The organism is Candidatus Pelagibacter sp. Uisw_090 (genome assembly GCF_047717845.1).
Taxonomy (GTDB): domain Bacteria; phylum Pseudomonadota; class Alphaproteobacteria; order Pelagibacterales; family Pelagibacteraceae; genus Pelagibacter.
Genome location: NZ_CP159810.1, coordinates 1,206,479 through 1,229,330, shown reverse-complemented (window position 1 = coordinate 1,229,330; position 22,852 = coordinate 1,206,479). Strand labels below are relative to the sequence as shown.

Genomic DNA, 22,852 nt, shown 5'->3' with positions numbered 1-22,852 from the left:
TTTTTTCAATGCCTTTAACTCTTTACGATAAAATTTGGAATGATCACTTAGTAGATCAGCAAGATGATGGTACAGCATTATTATTCGTTGATCGACATTTAGTACATGAAGTTACAAGTCCACAAGCTTTTGAAGGATTAAGAAACTCTAATAGAAAAGTTAGACAACCCAGCTTAACTCTAGCAGTTGCAGATCATAACGTTCCAACTACTGATAGATCTAAAGGAATAGCAGATGTGGAATCTAAAATTCAAGTAGATACCTTAGAAAGTAATTGTAAAGAATTTGGAATTCAGTATTTAGGAATGAATGACAAGAGACAAGGAATTGTTCATATCATCGGTCCAGAACAAGGTTTTACACAACCTGGAACAGTAATTGTTTGTGGAGACAGTCATACAGCAACACATGGCGCATTTGGTGCTTTGGCATTTGGAATTGGTACTTCCGAAGTGGAACATGTCCTAGCAACACAAACATTGGTTCAAAAAAAAGCAAAGAATTTTAGAATTAATGTTAATGGAAAACTTCCAATTGGTGTTACCTCTAAAGATGTAATTTTACAAATTATAGGAAACATTGGAACTGCAGGAGGAACAGGGTCGGTTATTGAGTATGCTGGCAGTCTAATTTCATCTTTAAGTGTAGAACAACGAATGACAATTTGTAATATGACTATTGAAGGAGGAGCAAGAGCAGGATTAATTGCTCCAGATGAAAAAATATTTGAATATTTAAAAGGTAAACCGATGTCTCCAAAAAACGAAAATTGGGATAAGGCTATGAAATATTGGGAAAGTTTAAAAACTGATGATGGAGCTAAATTTGATAAAGAAATAGATTTAGTAGCAGAAGACATTTTACCTATGATTACCTGGGGAACTTCTCCACAAGATGTAATCACTATAGATGGCAAAGTTCCAAATCCTAAAAATGAACAAGATGAAGACAAAAGGAACTCTTTAGAAAGGTCATTAAATTACATGGGTTTAGAGGCCGATACACTAGCTACAGACATTAAGATTGATAAGGTTTTTATAGGAAGTTGTACGAATGGAAGAATTGAAGATTTAAGGGAAGCTGCGAAAATATTAAAAGATAAAAAGAAAGCATCCCATGTTCATGCAATGGTTGTTCCAGGCTCAGGCTTAGTTAAAGAGCAGGCAGAGCAGGAAGGCCTAGATAAAATATTTATAGCTTCAGGTTTTGAATGGAGAGAGCCCGGTTGCTCAATGTGTCTTGCAATGAATGCAGATAAATTAAAACAAGGAGAAAGATGTGCTTCAACTTCAAACAGAAATTTTGAAGGAAGACAGGGTAGAGGTGGAAGAACACATTTAGTCAGCCCTGGAATGGCAGCAGCAGCTGCAATTTCTGGAAACTTAGATGATGTTAGAAAGTATCAAAAATAAAATGCAAAAATTCAACTCACTTACAAGTATCCCAGTTTATTTACCAATAGTAAATATTGATACAGATATGATTATTCCAAAACAATTTCTTAAAACAATTAAAAGAACAGGGTTAGGAAAAAACTTATTTTTTGAAATGAGGTATGATGATAATGGAAATGAAATAAAAGATTTTATTCTAAATCAAAAACCTCACAATCAATCAAAAATATTAATTGCAGGAAAAAACTTTGGCTGCGGTTCATCAAGAGAGCACGCGCCATGGGCACTTTTAGATTTTGGAATTACATGTGTGATAAGTTCTAGTTATGCTGATATTTTTTATAGCAACTGTTTTAAAAATGGAATTTTACCAATTATTTTACCAGAAGACAAAATTAAAGAACTATCGGAATATTCAAAAAGAAAAGAAGAAATTTCAATAGACTTAAAAGAAGAAAAAATTATTTTTGGAAATAGCAAAATAAATTTTGATATTGACCCGTTTAAAAAAAGATGCTTATTAGAAGGTCTTGACGATATTGCACTTTCATTAGCTAAAAAAGAAAAAATTACTAATTTTGAAGAAAATTTAAAAGATAATAAACCATGGATATTTAATGATTAAAATTAAGAAAAGAAAAATTTTACTTTTACCAGGTGATGGTATTGGGCCTGAAGTTATTCAGGAAGTTAAAAAAGTTATTCAATGGTTTAATTCAAATAAATCTTTAGATTTTGAAATTGATCAAGACTTAGCAGGTGGTTGTTCTTATGATAAGCATGGAACACCAATTACAGATGAAGTTTTTTATAAAGCACTAGAAAGTGAAGTTGTAATATTAGGTGCTGTTGGTGGTCCTAAGTGGGATGATTTAGATTTTTCAAAAAAACCTGAAAGAGCTCTATTAAAGTTAAGAAAAGAATTAAAATTATTTGCAAATTTAAGACCTGCAATTTGTTTTGAGCAATTAGTTGAGGCATCATCTATGAAGCCAGAAATTGTTTCAGGGTTAGACATAATGATTGTTAGAGAGCTAACTGGTGGAATTTATTTTGGAGAACCAAGAGGAATCAAGCCAATAGAAAATGGTGAAAGAAAAGGTATTAATACTCACACTTATACGACTAGTGAAATAGTTAGAGTAGCTAAAGTAGCTTTTGATTTAGCCAAAAAAAGATCAAATAAAGTTACCTCTTGTGAAAAATCTAACGTAATGGAAGCTGGACAACTTTGGAAAGAAGAAGTTCAAGAACTTCATGATAAAGAATATAAAGATGTAGAATTAAGTCATATGCTTGCAGATAATTGTGCAATGCAACTTATGAGGTATCCAAAACAATTTGACGTTATACTTGCCGATAATTTATTTGGGGATATGTTGTCAGATCAAGCATCAATGTTAACTGGTTCTTTAGGCTTATTACCATCTGCTTCGCTTGGAGCAAAGAATAAAGATGGCGAGATGAGAGCAATGTATGAACCTATTCATGGATCTGCACCAGATATAGCAGGAAAAAAAATTGCAAATCCAATTGCATCAATTTTAAGCTTTGCAATGGCACTAAGGTACTCATTAGACTTAGATTCTGAGGCTGATGCCTTAGAAAAAGCAGTTCAAGATGTTTTAAATGATGGTCTTAGAACTAAAGATATATTTTCTGAAGGAACGAAAGAAATATCAACATCAACAATGGGTGATGCCATAATTTCAAAATTGCAATAATTAAAAATTTATTCTAGAGTTCCGAAATGCCAAATTACATAGCACCAGTAGAAGACATGATGTTTCTTTTTGATAAGTTAAGAAACAATAAAAATTATAATGAAATTGAAAAATATAAAGAGGTTAACTCAGAACTAGTAAAAGATATTTTAGTTGAAGCGGCTAAAATTAATGAAAATCTAATTTTACCATTAGCAAAATCTGGAGATGAAAACCCTGCTTTTTTAGAGAATGGTATTGTTAGAACACCTCCAGGATATAAAGAAGCATATTCAAAATATATAGAAGATGGTTGGGTTTCTCTTTCTTGTGATCCAGAATATGGTGGACAAGGAATGCCAAAAACAGTAAGTGCATTTTTTGATGAAATGTTATCTGCAACTTGTCTTTCTTTTAAACTTTATAGTGAATTAACAATTGGCGCCTATAATTGCATATCTCATCATGCAACTAATGCGATGAAAGAAAAGTACCTTCCTAAAATGGTAGAAGGGAAATGGAGTGGAACAATGTGCCTTACAGAACCAGTTTGTGGAACTGATTTAGGAATGTTAAAAACAAAAGCTGTTGAACAGCCTGATGGTACTTTTAAAATAAGTGGGCAAAAAATATTTATAACATCTGGAGATCATGATTTAACTGAAAATATTATTCACCTTGTTATTGCAAGAGCATCAGATTCACCTGTAGGAACAAAAGGAATAAGCTTGTTTCTTGTACCTAAATTTTTAATTAAAGATGATGGATCTATTGGTTCAAGAAATGGTGTATCTACAGGTTCGGTAGAACATAAAATGGGAATAAAAGGTTCAGCGACATGTGTTTTAAATTTTGATGATGCGGTTGGATACATGATAGGACCAAAAAATAAAGGCCTTAATCAAATGTTTACCATGATGAACTTAGAGAGAATCCTTGTTGGAATTCAAGGATTAGGAATATCTGAAATAGCTTATCAAAATTCATTAACTTATGCAAAAGAGAGAAAACAAGGAAAATCTAATAACACTAAATCTGCAGATGGTGCAGATTATATTATTGAGCATGCTGATATAAAAAGATCATTACTGAATATGAAATCCATTATTGAAGGAGAAAGAGCGCTGGGCTTTTGGCTATCTCAACAAACAGAAGTCAGTCTCTACCATCTTGATGAAAAGATTAAGCAAGAAGCTTCAGATTTTGTTTCTTTGTTAACTCCAGTTGTTAAGTCATTATTTACTGATTTGGCCATGGAAATTACAAGTGATGCAATGCAGATTCATGGCGGTTATGGTTTTACAAAAGACCAGGGAATAGAACAATTATACAGAGATAATAGAATTACCCCAATTTATGAAGGTACAAATTCTGTTCAGGCAGCCGATTTAGTTTTCAGAAAACTAGTTAATAAAAATGGCGATATAATTAATAAATATTTAAATTTAATAAAAAAAGAATGTGATTTAGAGGGTGACAAAATTAAGCCTTTTATTAAAGATCTAAATCATCAAATAGAAATTTTACTAAAATTTACTACTTGGATTAAAGATAAAATCCAAAATTCCAAAGATGATGCTAGTGCAGCATGTAATGACTATTTAAAAGCATTAGGCTTCGTGTCCATAGCTCATGCGTGGATAAAAGTTCTAGAGGTAAGTTTTAAAGATTACGAGCAAAATAAAAGTTTTTATGATGACAAAATACAAACTGCTAATTTTTATTTCAAAAGAGTTTTACCAAGAGCAGAAAGTCATTTTAAAACCGCTACATCAGGCAGTGATTATATAATGAATTTTAAATTTAATTAATATGCATTATTACGATACAAATTTAGATAAAAATGAAGCTAATTACGTTCCTCTTTCTCCTTTAACATTTTTAGAAAGAACCAAAGATATATATCCAAACTATGAAGCTTTAGTTTATGAAAGTAGATCTTATACTTGGAAAGAGGTTTATAAAAGATGTGTTAAGTTTGCGAGTGCACTAGATAAATTAGGTGTAAAAACTGGAGATACAGTTTCTATAATGGCTTTCAATACACCTGAAATTTTTGAAGCTCACTACTCAATACCTATGGTTGGCGCAGTAATAAATGCAATTAATACAAGACTAGATCCAAATACAGTAAGTTATATTTTACAACATAGTGATGCAAAAGTTTTAATCGTAGATAGACAATTTCATGACGTAGTTGAGAAGGCTTTAAAGAATGTAAAAAATAAAATTACAATTATTGATATTGATGATCAAGACATAGATACGAGTTCTTTCAAAAAAATAGGAGAACTTGAATATGAAAGTTTTTTAAATACAGGCGATGAAAATTATGAATGGAAAAATCCAAAAGATGAGTGGGAAGCAATCTCGTTAGGGTATACATCTGGAACTACTGGAAATCCTAAAGGAGTAGTTTATCACCACAGAGGCTCATACTTGATGGCAACAGGTAGTACTATAGCTTGGAATATGCCTAACAAACTAAATTTTTTATGCGTTGTACCAATGTTTCATTGTAATGGCTGGTGCTATCCTTGGACACTGGCGATGCTACATGCAAGGGTAATTTGTTTAAGAAATATTGATGTAAAAAAGATGTTTGAATTAATTGATAAATATGAAGTAACCCATTTTGGTGGAGCTCCAATAGTATTAAATATGATTGTTAATGCACCAAAAGAGGATCAAAAAGTTTTAAAAAGAAAAGTGAATGTTTTAACAGCAGGTGCACCCCCACCGAGCATCATTTTTGAAAAAATGGAAAATCTTGGCTTTGAAGTGATGCATGTTTATGGGTTAACAGAAACTTATGGTCATATGCTTCAGTGTGCATGGAATGAAGATTGGAATACTTTAGAAAAAGATAAAAAAAATGAAATTAAAGCAAGACAAGGTGTTAGATATCCTAATACTGAAGGTGCAGTTGTTATGGACCCCGAAACAATGAAGGCAGTCCCTAAAGATGGAAAAACCATGGGTGAAATCATGATCAGGGGAAATATTGTAATGAAGGGTTATTACAAAGATAAAGAAGCAACAGAGAAGTCAATGGCAGGTGGATGGTTCCACTCAGGAGATCTAGCAGTTACCCACCCAGATGGATATATTAAAATTAAAGATAGATCTAAAGATATTATAATTTCAGGTGGTGAAAATATTTCTTCAATTGAAATAGAAAATGCAATAGCAAAACATCCATCTGTATCACTGGCTGCGGTTGTTGCTAAACCAGATGAAAAATGGGGAGAAATACCTTGTGCTTTTGTTGAATTAATTAAAGATAAGCCAGCAACAGAAAAAGACATTATAGATTTTTGCAGAGAAACGTTGGCAGGATTTAAACTTCCTAAAAGTGTTGTTTTTTGTGATTTACCAAAAACTTCAACAGGAAAAATTCAAAAATTTGAACTTAGAAAAAAGATTAAGGATCAAAATTGATCTTTCAAGTAGGCAATAAGAATGTCTTTGCATCAGATGCAGGTCAAGGCATTAATAAAAACAAAGCTACAATAGTTTTACTTCATGGAAGCGGCCTCTCTCATATTATTTGGTCTCTGACAGAGCAATATTTATCTAATCAAAATTATAATGTTTTAGCAATTGATTTGCCTGGTCATGGAAATTCCGAGGGTGATTGTTTAAAGTCAATAGAAGAAATTTCAGATTGGTTAGAAAAAGTTTTTAAAGAACTTAATGTTTCTGAATTAACAATAATAGGTCACTCCCAAGGGTGTTTGGAAGCATTGGAATATTATTCAAGATATTCAAAAAGAGTTAAAAATTTAATATTTGTTGGTGGTTCTTATAGAATGCCCGTTAATCAAGATTTAATAGATCTTGCTGAGAGTGGAGATGATAAAGCAGTTAAATTAATGATGAAATGGAGCTATGAAAACTCTAAAAAGTTTATTGGAGGTAATCCTGTAGAAAAAATTATTAATTCTCCAAGAGATATTAGAGAGGTTTTAGCCATTGATCTTGTAGCTTGTAATAATTATAAAAACGGATCTGAGGCTTTAAAATCAGTCAAGTGTCCCACATTATTTATTTTTGGTGAACTAGATAAGATGGTTAACCTTGAAAAAGGCAAGAAATTTGCTGAACTTATTCCTAATTCAAAAACTCATATAATAAAAGAATGTGGACATATGATTATGTTTGAAAAAGCTTTTGAAATGAGAGAAAAGATCTCTGAATTTTTAAAAAAATGAAAAACTTTTCAATAGCAAAATCTAGAAGATTAAGAAGTACCCCTTATACTGCAAGAATAGAGAAACAAGGGGTTACAGCATACACAATTTACAATCATATGCTGTTACCTGCTGCATTTGGATCAATAGAAAATAGTTACAAACATTTAAAAGAGCATGTTCAAGTATGGGATGTTGCTGCAGAAAGACAAGTAGAAATATCAGGAAAAGACTTTGCAGAATTAGTACAATTGATGACATGTAGAGATTTATCAAAATCTAAAATTGGGAGATGTTATTATTGTCCAATAATAGATGAAAATGGAAATTTAGTTAATGATCCAGTTGTTCTAAAGCTGGATGAAAATAGATGGTGGCTATCAATAGCAGACTCGGATGTAATCTTTTTTGCCAAAGGTTTAGCATCTGGACATAAATTTGATGTTAAAATTATAGAACCAGTAGTGGATATAATGGCAATACAGGGCCCGAAATCATTTGCATTAATGGAAAAAGTTTTTGGAAAAAAAATTACTGAACTAAAATTTTTTGGATTTGATTATTTCGATTTTGAAGGGACAAAGCATCTTATAGCAAGGTCAGGATGGTCTAAGCAAGGTGGGTATGAAGTTTATGTTCAAAATACAGAGTCAGGACAAAAATTATATGACTATCTTTTTGAAGTTGGAAAAGAATTTAATGTAGGACCTGGGTGTCCAAACCTAATAGAGAGAATTGAGAGTGCACTACTATCTTATGGAAATGATTTTGATAACAGTGATAATCCATTTGAATGTGGTTTTGATCAATATGTTAGTTTGGATAGTGATATAAATTTTTTAGGAAAAGATAAATTAAAAGAAGTTAAATTAAAAGGAGCCCAAAAGAAGTTAATGGGTATTAAAATTGATATGAAAGAAATTAGTCTCACAGGATCAAAAAATTTATATGATGAGAAAAATAATATAATTGGTGAGTTAAGATCGGCTTGTTATTCACCTCATTTTCAAATGGTTATTGGAATAGCAATGATCCAGAAGTCCTACTGGGAAGTATCTCAAACCTTTAAAATTCAAATAAATGATAACACTTTTCGTGGAAAAGTTTGCGATTTACCCTTCATCTAGTATAAAAGCCTAATAACATCATGAATATAGCAATTGTAGGAGCCACAGGTAATGTTGGAAGAAAAATTCTCGAAGTTCTAGAGAGAAAAAAACTTCCTATAAAGGAACTATTTTTAGTTGCTTCACCAAGAAGTGCTGGCCAAAAAATAAATTTTAGTGGCAAAGAACATGAGGTCTTTAACCTTGAAACATTTGATTTTTCAAAAATTAAAATTGCTTTCTTTGCAGCAGGTGGAAAAATTTCAGAACAATATGCTTTAAAAGCAGCAAAGCACTCAATAGTTATAGATAATTCTAGTTTTTTTAGAATGGATCCTGATGTGCCATTAATTGTTCCACAGGTAAATCCAGAAGCAATTAAGAGTATGAAAAAAAATATAATTGCTAACCCTAATTGCTCAACAGCTCAGTTGGTAATTGCTCTTAAACCGTTACATGACTTATTCAATATTGTACGGATAGTTGTTTCGACATATCAGTCTGTTTCAGGTGGTGGCAAAGACCCTATGGATGAACTAATAGAACAAACTAAATCATCTCTAGAAAATAAAGAAATTAAACCTAGAAATTTTACTAAACAAATTGCTTTTAATGCTATTCCTCACATCGATGTTTTTGCAGATGATGGTTATACTAAAGAAGAATTAAAAATGACTAATGAAACTAAAAAAATTCTTGGTGACAAAATAGAATTATCAGCAACATGTGTAAGAGTTCCAGTTATGGTTTCTCATGCGGAGTCAGTAAATATTCAATTTGAAAAATCATTTTCTTTAGAGAAAGTTAGAGACACTCTTAGTAAAGCAGAGGGCTGTAAAGTTTACGATAAAAGAGAAGATGGAGGATATAGTACTCCAATTGAAGCAGAAGGTAGAGACGAAACTTATATTTCAAGAATAAGAGAAGATAAAACTATCAAGAATTCATTAAACCTATGGATTGTTTCTGATAATTTACTTAGAGGAGCGGCATTGAATGCTGTTGAAATTGCAGAAACTTTAATTAAAAATAATCTTAATGGAAAATAATAATCCTTTATCACCACATATTCAGATCTACAGATGGCACATATCTTCTTTAGTATCTATTTCACATAGAATTACAGGAATAATAAATATAGCTGCCATAACAATAATTTGTTTTTGGATTGCATCCTTACTACTAGGTGAAAATAGTTATGAACTTACTAGAATATTTTTAAATTCTATTTTAGGAAAATTCATAATTTTAGGTTTAACATGGTCATTTAGTTTCCAGATATTAAGTGAAATAAGACATTTAATTATGGATCTAGGACATGGGTTTGAATTAAAAGTAACAAAGATAACAGGATTAATCGTGATCATTGGTTCATTTTTTTTAACAATTTTAATTTATTTAATTGGAAAGCAATTTATTTAGTATGAATAACGTGACTAAAAAATGGCTATTAATGAGAGTAAGCTCTGTGGTGTTGATACCATTAATGACATGGTTTATTTTAAATTTAGTTTCAGTTTTCAATAAAGATTATTTTGATATTGTTAATTTTTTTTCAAATCAGCCATCTAAAATTTTAGTTTCTTTGTTGTTAGTTTTTGCCTATTTTTTTTCAGCTTTAAGTATTAGTGAGGTATTTGAAGACTATATACAGGATGAAAAAATCAAAAATGTCGCAAACAAAACTTTGAATATATTTGCTATAATAATTCCCTTAATTACAATTATAATAATATTTAATTTAAATATATGAGTTCATATAAAATTATAGATCATGAATACGATGTTATCGTACTCGGCGCAGGAGGCTCAGGCTTAAGAGCTGCTGTTGGTTTAAGTGAAGCTGGTTTAAAGACAGCCTGTATTTCAAAAGTATTTCCAACAAGAAGTCATACCTCTGCTGCTCAAGGAGGAATTTCTGCATCTTTAGGGAATATGGGCGAAGATGATTGGCGTTGGCATATGTATGATACCGTCAAAGGTGCTGACTGGTTAGGTGACCAAGATAGTATTGAGTATCTTTGTAAAGAAGCTCCAGCAGCTGTTATAGAATTAGAAAAATATGGAGTTCCATTTAGTAGAACTGATGATGGTAAAATTTACCAAAGACCTTTTGGTGGAATGACAAAAAATTATGGCAATGGAATTGTTCAAAGAACATGTGCAGCCGCAGATAGAACTGGACATGCAATACTTCATACCCTTTATGGACAAGCTTTAAAACATAACACTGAATTTTTTATTGAATACTTCGCTCTAGATTTATTAATGAAAGATGGTGAATGTAAAGGTCTTATTGCTTGGAATTTAAATGATGGAACAATTCATAGATTTAGAGCTCATAGTACAATAATTGCAACAGGTGGTTATGGAAAAGCTTATTATTCTGCAACTTCAGCACACACTTGTACTGGAGATGGAAATGCAATGGTTTTAAGGGCAGGTTTACCATTACAAGATATGGAATTTGTACAATTTCACCCAACAGGAATTTATGGACATGGAACTTTAATTTCTGAAGGTGTTAGAGGAGAAGGTGGCTATTTAGTTAATTCAAAAGGTGAAAGATTTATGGAGCGTTATGCGCCAAAAGCTAAAGACTTAGCATCTAGAGATGTAGTAAGTAGATCAATGTCAATTGAGATTAATGAAGGAAGAGGTGTGGGTAAAGAACAGGATCATGTTCACTTACATTTAAGTCATTTAGACAAAAGTATTATTGAAAGTAGACTTCCAGGAATAACTGAAGCAGCAAGATTATTTGCAAATGTTGATGTAACTAAAGAGCCAATACCGGTAGTTCCTACTGTTCATTACAATATGGGAGGTATTCCAACAAACTATAAAGCTGAAGTATTAACAGGCAATGATTCTGAAACAGTTCCGGGGTTAATGGCAATTGGTGAGGCTGCCTGCGTTTCTGTTCATGGAGCGAATAGATTGGGGTCTAATTCTTTAATTGACCTAGTTGTATTTGGAAGAGCCGCAGCTAGAGAGCTCGGAGAACTTGTAAAACCAGGAACCCCACATGAAGATATAGGAGAGACTGAAACAAAAAAATGTTTAGAAAGATTTGATAAATTAAGAAACTCTAATGGTGAAAATAGTACTGCAGAGCTTAGGCTTTCAATGCAAAAAACTATGCAATCAAAGTGTGCTGTTTTTAGAACAGAAAAAACACTTAAAGAGGGTGTTGATGATATTAGAAAAGCATACGATGGAATGGAATCAATTTCTGTAAAAGATAAGTCACTTGTTTTTAACACTGATTTAGTGGAAACATTGGAGTTTGATAACTTGATAAGACAAGCAATTACAACAGTGGATTCTGCTTATAATAGACAAGAGAGCAGAGGTGCACATGCAAGAGAAGATTTCCCAAAAAGAAACGATGAAAAATTTATGCAACACACTATTGCTTGGTGCAATGGAAAAGATTCAAAAATTGGTTATAGACCAGTTACTAAAACGACTTTAACAAATGAAGTTCAATACTTTCCACCACAAGAAAGAGTTTACTAGTGGTTCAAATAAATTTACCTAAAAATTCAGAAGTTCAAAAAGGTATCTATTATCAAGATAAAACTGGATCAAAAAATATCAGAAAAGTAAATGTTTATAGATGGGATCCCTCAAATGGAGAAAACCCAAGAGTAGATACTTACGAAGTAGATATGGATAACTGTCCTTCAAAAGTATTGGATATTTTAAATAAGATTAAAAATGAAATTGATCCATCATTGGCTTATCGGAGATCTTGTGCACATGGTGTTTGTGGATCTTGTGCAATGAATATGGATGGTAAAAATGGTTTAGCATGCACAAAACCTCATTCAGAAATTGAAGGAGATATAAATATTTATCCACTACCTCATCTAAAAGTTAAAAAAGATTTAATTGGGGACTTAAGTGGACTGTATAAACAATACGAATCAATTGAGCCTTGGTTGAAAACAAATACAAAAGTTGAAACTACAGAAATTATTCAATCTCAAAAAGATAGAAAAAAATTAGATGGTGCGTATGAATGTATCATGTGTGCATGTTGTTCCACTTCTTGCCCAAGCTATTGGTGGAATGAGGATAAATTTTTAGGTCCTGCAGTTTTGCTGCAAGCTTATAGGTGGATAGTAGATAGTAGAGATGATGAAAGAAAAGAGAGATTAAAAAAAGTAGCTGATGAACTTAAGTTGTATAGATGTCATACTATTATGAATTGCACCAATGCTTGTCCTAAGGGATTAAATCCAGCAAAAGCCATAGCTGAATTGAAAAAAATGCTTGCAACAAGCTAATTACCCCTTTAAATAACACCATTCATGAATTTATTAGAACATTTTGTTGGTGGAAAGCTAATTTCAGGCTCATCTGACAGAAAAAGCAAAATTTTCAATCCTGCAACGGGTGAACAAGAATCCGAAGTAAGGTTAGCTAGCAAAACTGACCTTGATCAAGCTGTAGAAGTAGCAAAAAAAGCTTTTGAAACTTGGTCACAGAAACCTCCCCTTCAAAGAGCAAGAGTGATGTTCAAATTTAAAGAGTTAATAGAAAAAAATACTGATGAACTTACAAAATTAATAGTTTCAGAACATGGCAAAGTTTATGAAGATGCCAAAGGTTCTTTAACAAGAGGACTAGAAGTAGTTGAGTTTGCATGTGGAATTCCACATTTACTTAAAGGAGAATTTTCAGAAAATGTAGGAACTAATGTGGATAGCTGGTCAATGCGTCAGCCACTTGGAGTAGTTGCTGGTATTACACCTTTTAATTTTCCAGCAATGGTACCTATGTGGATGTTCCCTTTAGCTATTGCATGTGGAAATACATTTATTTTAAAACCATCAGAAAAAGATCCATCTTGCCCACTAAGATTAGCAGAATTGCTAACAGAAGCAGGACTACCAGATGGTGTTTTTAATGTTGTTAATGGAGATAAAGAGTCTGTTGATGCAATTTTAACAAACAAAGATGTCAAAGCTGTAAGTTTTGTAGGCTCAACATCAATCGCAAAATATATTTATGAAAATTCTGCAAAAAATGAAAAAAGAGTTCAGGCCTTAGGAGGTGCAAAAAATCATTTAGTTGTAATGCCTGACTGTGACCTTGATGGTGCAGTAAATGGATTAATGGGTGCAGCATATGGTTCAGCAGGGGAAAGATGTATGGCTCAATCAGTAGCAGTGGCTGTAGGAGATATTGGAGATGAGTTAGTTGCTCGTTTATCAAAAAAAGCTGAAGCATTAAAAGTAGGACCCGGTATGGACAAAACATCTGAGATGGGTCCATTAGTTACCAAAGAACACTTAGAAAAAGTAAAAGGTTATGTTGACCTAGGTGTTGAAGAGGGTGCTAAATTAGTTGTCGATGGAAGAGATATAAAGCTTCAAGGGTATGAAAATGGTTTCTTTATAGGTGGCTGTTTATTTGATCACGTTAAAAAAGATATGAGAATTTACAAAGAAGAAATATTTGGGCCCGTTTTGTCAGTCATAAGAGTTAAAACTTTTGAAGAAGCAACAAAACTAATTAATGATCATGAATATGGTAATGGGGTAAGTATTTACACAAGAGATGGTGATGCAGGTAGAACGTTTGCTAGTAAAATTCAAGTTGGTATGGTTGGAATTAATGTTCCAATACCTGTACCAATGGCATTCCATAGTTTTGGTGGATGGAAAAGATCACTATTTGGAGATAGTGCAATGCACGGAGCTGAAGGAATTAAATTTTATACAAAACTTAAGACAGTAACATCAAGATGGCCTTCTGGAATAAGATCTAATGCAGAATTTGTCATGCCAACAATGAAATAAGGAGAAAAAATGAAAAAAATATCTTTAATAGGTGCGGGTCAAATTGGAGGCACTTTAGCTCACTTAATTGGAACCAAAGAAGTGGCCGATGAAGTAGTACTTTTTGATGTTGCAAGCGGTATAGCTAAAGGTAAGGCTTTAGATATTGCTCAATCTTCTTCTGTTGATGGTTTTAATGTAAAATTTTCAGGAACAGATAATTATGAAGATATAAAAGATTCAGACGTAATAATAATAACTGCTGGTGTGCCAAGAAAACCAGGCATGAGCAGAGATGACCTACTGGGCATTAATTTAAAAATTATTAAACAAGTAGCAGAAGGTATTAAAAAAAATGCACCCAATGCATTTGTTATATGTATTACAAACCCACTAGACGTTATTGTGATGGCTTTTCAAAAATTTTCAGGCCTACCAGCTAATAAAGTTGTTGGAATGGCAGGAATTTTAGATAGCTCAAGATTTAAATTATTTTTATCTTTAGAATTAAACGTTCCCGTAAAAGAAATTGAAGCAATGGTTATGGGAGGTCATGGAGATACAATGGTTCCTTTGCCAAGATTTACAAAAGTTTCTGGCAAACCACTTTTAGATTTAGTAAAAGAAGGAAAAATATCTGAAGAGAGATTAGAGGAAATTAATCAAAGAACTAGAGATGGTGGAGCGGAGATTGTTAAATATTTGGAAAAAGGTTCTGCATTCTATGCACCAGCAGCTTCAGGAGTACAGATGGCAGAAGCATATCTAAAAGATGAAAAAAAATTACTTCCATGTGCAGTTCATTTAAATGGAGAGTATGGTGTTAATAATGTTTATGCTGGTGTACCAGTAATAATTGGAAAAGATGGTGTTGAGAAAATAGAACTAATAGACTTAGACGAAAAAGAAAAAAAAGAATTTATGCACTCAATAGATGCTGTTAAAGCGTTATGGGAAGCTGCATCAAAAATAGATCCAGATCTTTCTAAATAATAATGAACATACACGAACATCAGGCCAAAAAAATTTTGAAAAAATACGGTGCAATTGTGCCAGAAGGTGTTTTCGCTTTTACCGTTGATGAATTAATTGAAAAAGCAAAATCATTAAAAACAGAGAAGTTTGTATTAAAAGCACAAATTCACGCTGGTGGAAGAGGTAAGGTGGGTGGTGTAAAAATCTTAAATACTATAGAAGAGTTAAGTGCTGCTGCTAAAGAGCTATTAGGTAAAACGCTTATAACACACCAGACGGGCCCTGAAGGTAGAGAGGTTAAAAGATTATATGTTGAAGAATCTTCCAGCATAAATAAAGAATTTTATTTATCATGTTTAATTGATAGGTCTAGTTCAAAGATCGCGTTCATATCAAGCGATCAAGGTGGAATGGACATTGAAGAAGTAGCCAATAAAACACCAGAAAAAATTATAACAACAAAAGTTGAAATAGCTGATGAGATTTTAGATACAGATTGCGAAAAAATAATTAAAATTTTTAATTTAAGTGGGGATGCAAAAAAGCAAGCAATATTGCTAATTAAATCAGTATATAAGATGTTCATTAGCACTGATGCTAATATGATTGAGGTTAATCCATTAATTCTAACAAAAGAAGAAAAAATAATCTGTTTAGATGCAAAAGTAAATTTTGATTCTAATGCTTTATTCAAGCATCCAGAAATTATGGAGTTAAGAGACTTAAATGAAGAAGATCCAACAGAAATCGAAGCAAGCAAACATGATCTTGCTTATATAAAATTAGATGGAAGTATTGGCTGTATGGTTAATGGAGCAGGGCTGGCAATGGCCACTATGGATATAATTAAGTTATATGGAAAAGAGCCAGCCAACTTTTTGGATGTTGGTGGTGGAGCCTCAAAAGAAAAAGTTTCTGCTGCACTTAAGATAATTCTTTCAGATAAAAATGTTAAAGGTATCTTAATAAATATATTTGGTGGCATAATGAGATGTGATGTCCTTGCACAAGGAGTGGTTGACGCTGCTAAGGAAATAAATATCAGTGTACCTTTAGTTGTTAGACTTGCTGGAACAAATTTTAAAGAAGGAAAAGAAATATTAGATAATTCAGGATTAAAATTAATTTCTGCAGAAAACCTTGATGATGCTGCCCAAAAAATAGTGGATGCTATAAAATAATATGTCTGTTTTAATTAACAAAAATACAAAAGTTATATGTCAAGGGTTTACTGGAACACATGGTACATTTCATTCTAAGCAGGCAATAGAGTATGGTACTAATTTAGTTGGGGGGGTTACTCCAAAAAAAGGAGGCCAAAAACATTTAGATCGTCCAGTTTTTAATACTGTAGCCGAAGCCAATCAAGAAGTTGGTGCCGATGCAACAATGATTTATGTACCCGCAAAATATGCTGGTGCTGCAATAATTGAAGCAATAGATGCTTCTATTGAACTCATAGTATGCATTACCGAAGGTATACCAATTCAAGATATGCTTCGTGTTAAACAAAAATTAAATGATTCAAAAAGTAGACTAATCGGGCCGAACTGCCCTGGAATAATTACTCCAGACGAATGTAAGATTGGAATCATGCCAGGAAATATTCATAAAAAAGGTTCTGTTGGAATAGTCTCAAGATCAGGAACTTTAACTTATGAAGCTGTTGCACAAACAACAGAGAATGGGTTGGGACAATCTACTTGCATTGGAATCGGAGGAGATCCAGTAAATGGAACAAACTTTATTGATTGTTTAGATTTATTTTTAAATGATGAGGAGACAGAATCTATCCTTATGATAGGTGAGATAGGTGGTTCTGCAGAAGAAGAGGCAGCAGAATTTGTAAAAAATCATAAAATACAGAAACCCATGGTTGGTTTTGTGGCTGGAATAACAGCGCCAGCAGGAAGAACAATGGGACATGCTGGAGCCATTGTATCAGGTGGAAAAGGTGGGGCAGAAGATAAAATTAAAAAGATGGAAAAATGTGGAATTACTATAGCTAAATCACCATCTGAATTAGGTAAAACATTATTTAATAAATTATCTAATTGAAAAATATTTTTCTGATATTATATCAATAAAATAGATGCCATCATCAAAAAATCTCGAACTCGAAAAAACTTCATTTCTTAGTAAATCTAATAGTGCATTTATAGAGCAAATGTATCTAAAATTTATCAATAAAGATTCTGATCTTCCTGAAAGTTGGCGACATTATTTTGAGGCTATAAATGAAGATTTAAGCACGATTGTCAAAGAAATTAATGGACCATCTTGGAGTTTAAAAAAAAAAATTGATATTGATGAAATCCAGAAAAAAATTGAAGAAGATGAAAAAAAACCTTCTAAAGAAAGTGACAATACAATAATTGAATCAAAAAATTTAATCAAAAGTAACCTTAACTCAATCAGGGCTGTAGCATTAATTAGAGCCTACAGGCAAAGGGGACATCTATTGGCAAAACTTGATCCTCTAGGAATGATGAAAACTGAATATCTAGATGAATTACATCCTGATTACTACGGTTTTAAAAAAGAAGATTATAATAAAAAAATTTATTTAGACGGTGTTACCAATAAAGAACACTCAACTATAAAGAAAATATTAAGTTTTTTAAATAAAACTTATTGTGGGTCAATTGGTTATGAATATATGCATATATCAAACCCAACTGAAAGAAAATGGCTTAGAGATCGAGTCGAACATGATGAAAATTCTATTCAATTTACAAAAAATGGTAAAGAAGCTATTTTAAATAAACTTATTCAAGCTGAAGGGTTTGAAAAATTTTTACATAAAAAATATGTTGGTACAAAAAGATTTGGATTAGATGGGGGAGAAAGTTTAATTCCTGCTCTAGAGCAAATTATTAAAATTGCTGGTCAATCTGGAGCCAAAGAGGTTAAGATTGGAATGTCTCACAGAGGTAGACTTAATGTGTTAGCAAATGTTTTACAAAAATCTTATAAAAGAATATTCAACGAATTTGCAGGAGATGTTCAAACAACAGGGGAAGAGGGTGCGGGAGATGTAAAATATCATTTAGGAGCATCATCAGATAGAAAATTTGATGGAAACTCTATACATGTTGGTCTTACAGATAACCCTTCACACTTAGAGGCAGTCAATCCTGTTGTATTAGGACAAACTAGAGGAAAGCAATTCTTTCATCAGGACAAAGATAGAAATAAAGTTTTACCTATTTTAATACATGGTGATGCAGCATTTGCTGGGCAAGGTGTTGTTGCAGAATGTTTTGCTATGTCAGGTTTGCCAGGTCATAATACGGGTGGAACAATTCATTTTATCGTCAATAATCAAATAGGTTTTACAACAAGCCCAAGATTTGCAAGATCATCACCATATCCATCAGATGTTGCAAAAATGGTAGATGCCCCAATACTTCATGTAAATGGAGATGACCCAGAAGCAGTTGTTTATGCGACGAGAATTGCAACTGAATTTAGGCTAAAATTTAATCGAGATGTTGTGGTTGATTTAATTTGCTATAGAAGGTTTGGCCACAATGAAGGAGATGAACCTTTTTTTACTCAGCCATTAATGTATAAAAAAATTAGATCTCACCCTACACCAGTAGAAGTGTATGGAAGTAAATTAGTAAATGAAAATACACTTTCAGAAGATGAGCTTAAAAAGTTTAAAACTGATTTTAAAAACTTACTAGATGATCAATACAAAAATGCAAAAGACTATAAGCCCAAAATTGAATGGTATGAGGGAAGTTGGTCAAGATATAAACCAGAAAAAGGAAAAGATAAAAGAGGTGTAAGTGGTTTTGAGCAAAAAAAACTTTTAGAAATTTCAGAAAAGATTAACTCAACACCAGAGGAATTAAATTTACATAAAACTATAATTAAAATTTTAAACGCTAGAAGATCATCGGTATCAGATGGAAAAGGTATAGATTGGTCAACGGCTGAAGCTTTGGCATTTGGTTCATTATTGGAAGAGGGTTATCCAGTAAGATTAGTTGGTCAAGATTCAGGAAGAGGAACGTTCAGTCAAAGACATTCAGTTTTAAGAAATCAAGAGGATAACTCTAGATATATTCCATTAAATAATATTTCAAAAGGTCAAAAACGATATGAAATAGTAGATAGTTTTTTATCAGAATTAGCAGTTTTAGGTTTTGAATATGGTTATAGTTTAGTTCAGCCAAATACCCTAACAATGTGGGAAGCACAATTTGGTGATTTTGCAAATGGAGCGCAAGTAGTAATAGACCAATTTATTGCATCAGGAGAGAGAAAATGGACAAGAGCATCAGGATTAGTAATGCTTTTACCTCACGGCTATGAAGGTCAAGGACCAGAACACTCTTCAGCAAGACTAGAAAGATTTTTACAATTATGTGCTAATGACAATATGCAGGTAGTAAATTGTACGACGCCAGCAAATTACTTTCATGCTTTAAGACGTCAAATGCATAGAGAATTTAGAAAGCCACTAATAGTAATGACTCCAAAATCTTTATTAAGAAACAAACATTGTGTTTCAAATATAGAAGACTTTGGTAAAGATACATTTTTTCACAGAATTTTATGGGATCATGCACTAGATGAGGAAAATGGATTTATCAAATTAAAAGAAAGTTCAAAAATTAAAAAAGTGATTTTATGTTCGGGAAAAGTCTACTTTGATCTATTGGATGCTAGAGAAAAATTAAAGAAAGATGATGTGGTATTGTACAGAGTTGAACAACTTTATCCTTTTCCAGTTAAAAGTTTAGTTAAAGAAATCAAAAAATATGCAGAAAATGCTAAATTTTATTGGTGCCAGGAAGAACCTAAAAATATGGGGGCATGGTTTTCTGTAAGGGACTATATACAATGGACATTAGAAACTATTAACGCTAATAATAGAGAAATTTATTATATAGGAAGAAGTCCAGACGCATCTCCTGCAACAGGATATGCAAAAAGACACATTTCACAACAAGAAGAAATTATTAATAAGGTTTTTAATTAAAAATGACTGAAAAAATTTTAGTACCAGTTCTAGGAGAGAGCATAACCGAAGCTACAGTTGCCAAATGGCTTAAAAAAGAAGGTGATACTGTTGAGGCAGATGAGGCTATTGTTGAATTAGAAACTGATAAGGTTAATTTAGAAGTTCCATCTCCTATAGATGGGGTATTGTCAGAAATAAATTCTAAGGATGGAGAAACAGTAGAAGTAGGAGCGTTGCTTGGTATAATAAGTCAAAATGGAGCCCAACTATCAGAAAAAAAAGTAATTACTAAAATTGAAAATAAAAAAGTAGAAAATAACGTTGTTAATTTAGAAATTAAAAAAGAAACTCCAAAAATTTCTGAGGAACCTGAAGAAGAGCCATTAGTATTAACTAACGAGGTTAAAGAAGATAAACTTGATTCTTCGAATAAAAATAATGAAACACTTTCACCAGCAGTAAGAAAAATTGCTGTTGAAAATAAAATTGATTTAGAAAAAGTTAAAGGCTCTGGAAAAGAAGGTAGAATACTCAAAGGCGACTTAATTAGTATGATGGGGGTAAACCCACAACCTTCAGAGAGAAAAATCAAACATGGTCAAGAAGAGAGAATTAAAATGTCTAGGCTTAGACAAACAATTGCAAAAAGATTAAAACAAGCACAAGAAAATGCTGCCTTGTTAACAACATTCAATGAAGTTGATATGACCAGCATAATGGAAATGAGAAAAGAAAACCAAGAAGATTTTCAAAGTAGGTATAGCATTAAATTAGGATTCATGTCTTTTTTTGTAAAAGCTTGTGTAGCTGCTTTAAAAACGTTTCCATCTGTTAATGCTGAAATTGATGGAGATGAAATCATTTATAAAAATTACTACAATATCAGTTTTGCAGTAGGAACAGAAAAAGGATTAGTTGTTCCAGTATTAAGAGATGCAGATCAACTATCATTTGCTGACATTGAAAAAAATATTAAAACTATTTCCGAAAAAGCAAGAGAGGGAAAGATAACTATTGAAGATCTTCAGGGTGGTACTTTTACTATCAGTAATGGAGGTGTTTATGGTTCGATGTTATCTACCCCAATATTAAATTTACCTCAATCTGGTGTATTAGGAATGCATAATATAGTGGAAAGACCAATGGTAGTTGATGGAGAAATTAAAATTAGACCAATTATGTATCTTGCGTTATCTTATGACCACAGAATTATTGATGGAAAAGAGTCAGTTTCATTTTTAAAGATGGTGAAAGAAAACTTAGAAGATCCAAGAAGATTATTTTTAAATATTTAAATGTCAGATAAATTTCAAGCAGTTGTAATAGGTGGGGGGCCAGGAGGCTATGTCTGTGCGATAAGATTAGCGCAATTAGGTCTTAAAACTGCGTGCATAGAATCTAGAGGGTCATTAGGAGGCACTTGTTTAAATGTTGGGTGCATACCTTCTAAAAACTTATTAAATATTTCAGAGAATTATCACAAAGCACAAAACTTTTCTAAACTTGGGATAGAGGTTGGTGAGATAAAACTTAATCTTGAGAAAATGATGAAAAATAAGGATAAAGCAGTAACTATCTTAACAAAAGGTGTGGAATTTTTATTTAAGAAAAATAAAATTACCTATTTTAAAGGTACTGGAAGTTTCAAATCAACAAATAAAATTTCTATTTTAGATGATCAAAATAAAGAAACCATAATTGAAACAGATAAAACGGTAATTAGTACAGGGTCTGTTCCTGTTGCATTACCAGGTATTGAATTTGATGAAAAAATAATTGTATCTTCAACAGGTGCATTAACTCTGCAATCGGTTCCAAAAAAAATGGTTGTAGTTGGTGGAGGTTATATAGGATTAGAGATGGGATCTGTCTGGTCTAGATTAGGTGCTGAAGTTCATGTGGTAGAATTTCTTGATCATATTACGCCAGGAATGGATAGAGAAATATCCTCAGAATTTATGAAAATTTTAAAGAAACAAGGAATTAACTTCCACATGCAAACTAAAGTAGAGGGAATTACTAAAAACACCAATGGAGCTAGTGTTTCAACGTCTGACAAAGATGGAAAAAAAATCAATTTTGATTGTAATGTTGTTCTTATATCTGTTGGCAGAAAACCTAACACTAACAATTTAAATTTAGAAGCAATTGGTGTTGAATTGGATGAAAAGAAAAGAATTATAACAAATAAAAGCTTTCAAACAAATGTAAGTAATGTTTATGCAATTGGTGATGTAATAGATGGACCAATGTTAGCGCACAAAGCTGAAGATGAAGGTATTGCAGTTGCAGAAAATATCGCGGGACAATCGGGACATGTTAATTACGATATTATTCCAGGTGTTGTTTATACAACTCCAGAAGTTGCTTCAGTTGGAAAAACTGAAGAGCAATTAAAAGAAGCAAATATAAAATACAAAATTGGCAAATTTTCGTTTATGGCAAACTCAAGAGCTAAAGCAATTGATGAAGCAGAAGGTTTTGTTAAAATTTTAGCTGATGAAAAAACAGATAAAGTTTTAGGAGCACATATTATTGGACCTCACGCTGGTGAATTAATTGGTGAAATTGGAGTTGCAATGGAGTTTGGTGCAAGTGCTGAAGATATTGCAAGAACGTGTCATGCACATCCAACATTCTCAGAAGCTGTAAAAGAAGCAGCTTTATCGGTAGATAAAAGAGCAATACATTCTTAATAAATTTTATATAAT

19 protein-coding genes are annotated in these 22,852 nt (G+C 32.3%); all 19 read left to right on the top strand.

Features of this window, described 5'->3' with window-relative positions:
• Positions 1-8 precede the first annotated feature (8 nt).
• The 19 genes from leuC to lpdA are packed head-to-tail and all read left to right on the top strand — an operon-like array spanning position 9 to position 22,837.
• Positions 9-1,412: a 3-isopropylmalate dehydratase large subunit gene (gene leuC / locus ABXT58_RS06710; RefSeq protein WP_415303890.1), complete on the top strand. Its 1,404-nt coding sequence runs from the start codon at positions 9-11 to the stop codon at positions 1,410-1,412.
• 1 nt (position 1,413) lies between these two features.
• Positions 1,414-2,019: a 3-isopropylmalate dehydratase small subunit gene (gene leuD / locus ABXT58_RS06705; protein ID WP_415303889.1), complete on the top strand. Its 606-nt coding sequence runs from the start codon at positions 1,414-1,416 to the stop codon at positions 2,017-2,019.
• Entirely contained in the window at positions 2,012-3,118 is a 1,107-nt protein-coding gene (gene leuB / locus ABXT58_RS06700) for a 3-isopropylmalate dehydrogenase (RefSeq protein ID WP_415303888.1), read from the top strand. The genes leuD and leuB overlap by 8 nt, the downstream gene beginning before the upstream one ends.
• Before the next feature lie 26 nt (positions 3,119-3,144).
• The gene (locus ABXT58_RS06695; RefSeq protein WP_415303887.1) at positions 3,145-4,908 is read left to right on the top strand and encodes an acyl-CoA dehydrogenase; all 1,764 of its coding nucleotides are present in this window, start codon (positions 3,145-3,147) and stop codon (positions 4,906-4,908) included.
• A 1-nt stretch (position 4,909) separates the two neighbouring features.
• A complete protein-coding gene (locus ABXT58_RS06690) occupies positions 4,910-6,538 on the top strand; it encodes an acyl-CoA synthetase (RefSeq protein WP_415303886.1) in 1,629 nt (542 codons plus the stop codon).
• Entirely contained in the window at positions 6,535-7,311 is a 777-nt protein-coding gene (locus tag ABXT58_RS06685) for an alpha/beta fold hydrolase (protein ID WP_415303885.1), read from the top strand. The genes ABXT58_RS06690 and ABXT58_RS06685 overlap by 4 nt, the downstream gene beginning before the upstream one ends.
• Positions 7,308-8,417 (top strand): dimethylsulfoniopropionate demethylase, encoded by a 1,110-nt coding sequence (locus ABXT58_RS06680; RefSeq protein WP_415303884.1) that lies wholly within the window; start codon positions 7,308-7,310, stop codon positions 8,415-8,417. The genes ABXT58_RS06685 and ABXT58_RS06680 overlap by 4 nt, the downstream gene beginning before the upstream one ends.
• A gap of 20 nt (positions 8,418-8,437) precedes the next feature.
• Positions 8,438-9,445 carry an aspartate-semialdehyde dehydrogenase gene (locus ABXT58_RS06675; protein WP_415303883.1) on the top strand — a complete coding sequence of 336 codons (1,008 nt, stop codon included), beginning with the start codon at positions 8,438-8,440 and terminating at the stop codon, positions 9,443-9,445.
• Positions 9,435-9,818, top strand: coding sequence for a succinate dehydrogenase, cytochrome b556 subunit (sdhC, locus tag ABXT58_RS06670; protein ID WP_415303882.1), 384 nt, complete (start codon positions 9,435-9,437; stop codon positions 9,816-9,818). The genes ABXT58_RS06675 and sdhC overlap by 11 nt, the downstream gene beginning before the upstream one ends.
• A gap of 1 nt (position 9,819) precedes the next feature.
• The gene (sdhD, locus tag ABXT58_RS06665; protein WP_415303881.1) at positions 9,820-10,149 is read left to right on the top strand and encodes a succinate dehydrogenase, hydrophobic membrane anchor protein; all 330 of its coding nucleotides are present in this window, start codon (positions 9,820-9,822) and stop codon (positions 10,147-10,149) included.
• Positions 10,146-11,918: a succinate dehydrogenase flavoprotein subunit gene (gene sdhA, locus ABXT58_RS06660; protein ID WP_415303880.1), complete on the top strand. Its 1,773-nt coding sequence runs from the start codon at positions 10,146-10,148 to the stop codon at positions 11,916-11,918. Before sdhD ends, sdhA begins: the two co-directional genes overlap by 4 nt.
• Positions 11,918-12,691, top strand: a complete 774-nt coding sequence (locus ABXT58_RS06655) for a succinate dehydrogenase iron-sulfur subunit (protein ID WP_415290395.1) — start codon at positions 11,918-11,920, stop codon at positions 12,689-12,691. The genes sdhA and ABXT58_RS06655 overlap by 1 nt, the downstream gene beginning before the upstream one ends.
• A 24-nt stretch (positions 12,692-12,715) precedes the next feature.
• Positions 12,716-14,209: a CoA-acylating methylmalonate-semialdehyde dehydrogenase gene (locus tag ABXT58_RS06650; RefSeq protein WP_415303879.1), complete on the top strand. Its 1,494-nt coding sequence runs from the start codon at positions 12,716-12,718 to the stop codon at positions 14,207-14,209.
• Between the two features lie 9 nt (positions 14,210-14,218).
• A complete protein-coding gene (gene mdh / locus ABXT58_RS06645; protein ID WP_415303878.1) occupies positions 14,219-15,181 on the top strand; it encodes a malate dehydrogenase in 963 nt (320 codons plus the stop codon).
• Between the two features lie 2 nt (positions 15,182-15,183).
• A complete protein-coding gene (sucC, locus tag ABXT58_RS06640; protein WP_415303877.1) occupies positions 15,184-16,344 on the top strand; it encodes an ADP-forming succinate--CoA ligase subunit beta in 1,161 nt (386 codons plus the stop codon).
• A 1-nt stretch (position 16,345) separates the two neighbouring features.
• Positions 16,346-17,221, top strand: coding sequence for a succinate--CoA ligase subunit alpha (gene sucD, locus ABXT58_RS06635; RefSeq protein WP_415303876.1), 876 nt, complete (start codon positions 16,346-16,348; stop codon positions 17,219-17,221).
• Between the two features lie 34 nt (positions 17,222-17,255).
• Positions 17,256-20,159, top strand: a complete 2,904-nt coding sequence (locus tag ABXT58_RS06630; RefSeq protein ID WP_415303875.1) for a 2-oxoglutarate dehydrogenase E1 component — start codon at positions 17,256-17,258, stop codon at positions 20,157-20,159.
• 2 nt (positions 20,160-20,161) lie between these two features.
• The gene (gene odhB, locus ABXT58_RS06625; RefSeq protein WP_415303874.1) at positions 20,162-21,436 is read left to right on the top strand and encodes a 2-oxoglutarate dehydrogenase complex dihydrolipoyllysine-residue succinyltransferase; all 1,275 of its coding nucleotides are present in this window, start codon (positions 20,162-20,164) and stop codon (positions 21,434-21,436) included.
• Positions 21,437-22,837, top strand: coding sequence for a dihydrolipoyl dehydrogenase (gene lpdA, locus ABXT58_RS06620; RefSeq protein ID WP_415303873.1), 1,401 nt, complete (start codon positions 21,437-21,439; stop codon positions 22,835-22,837).
• Positions 22,838-22,852 lie beyond the last annotated feature (15 nt).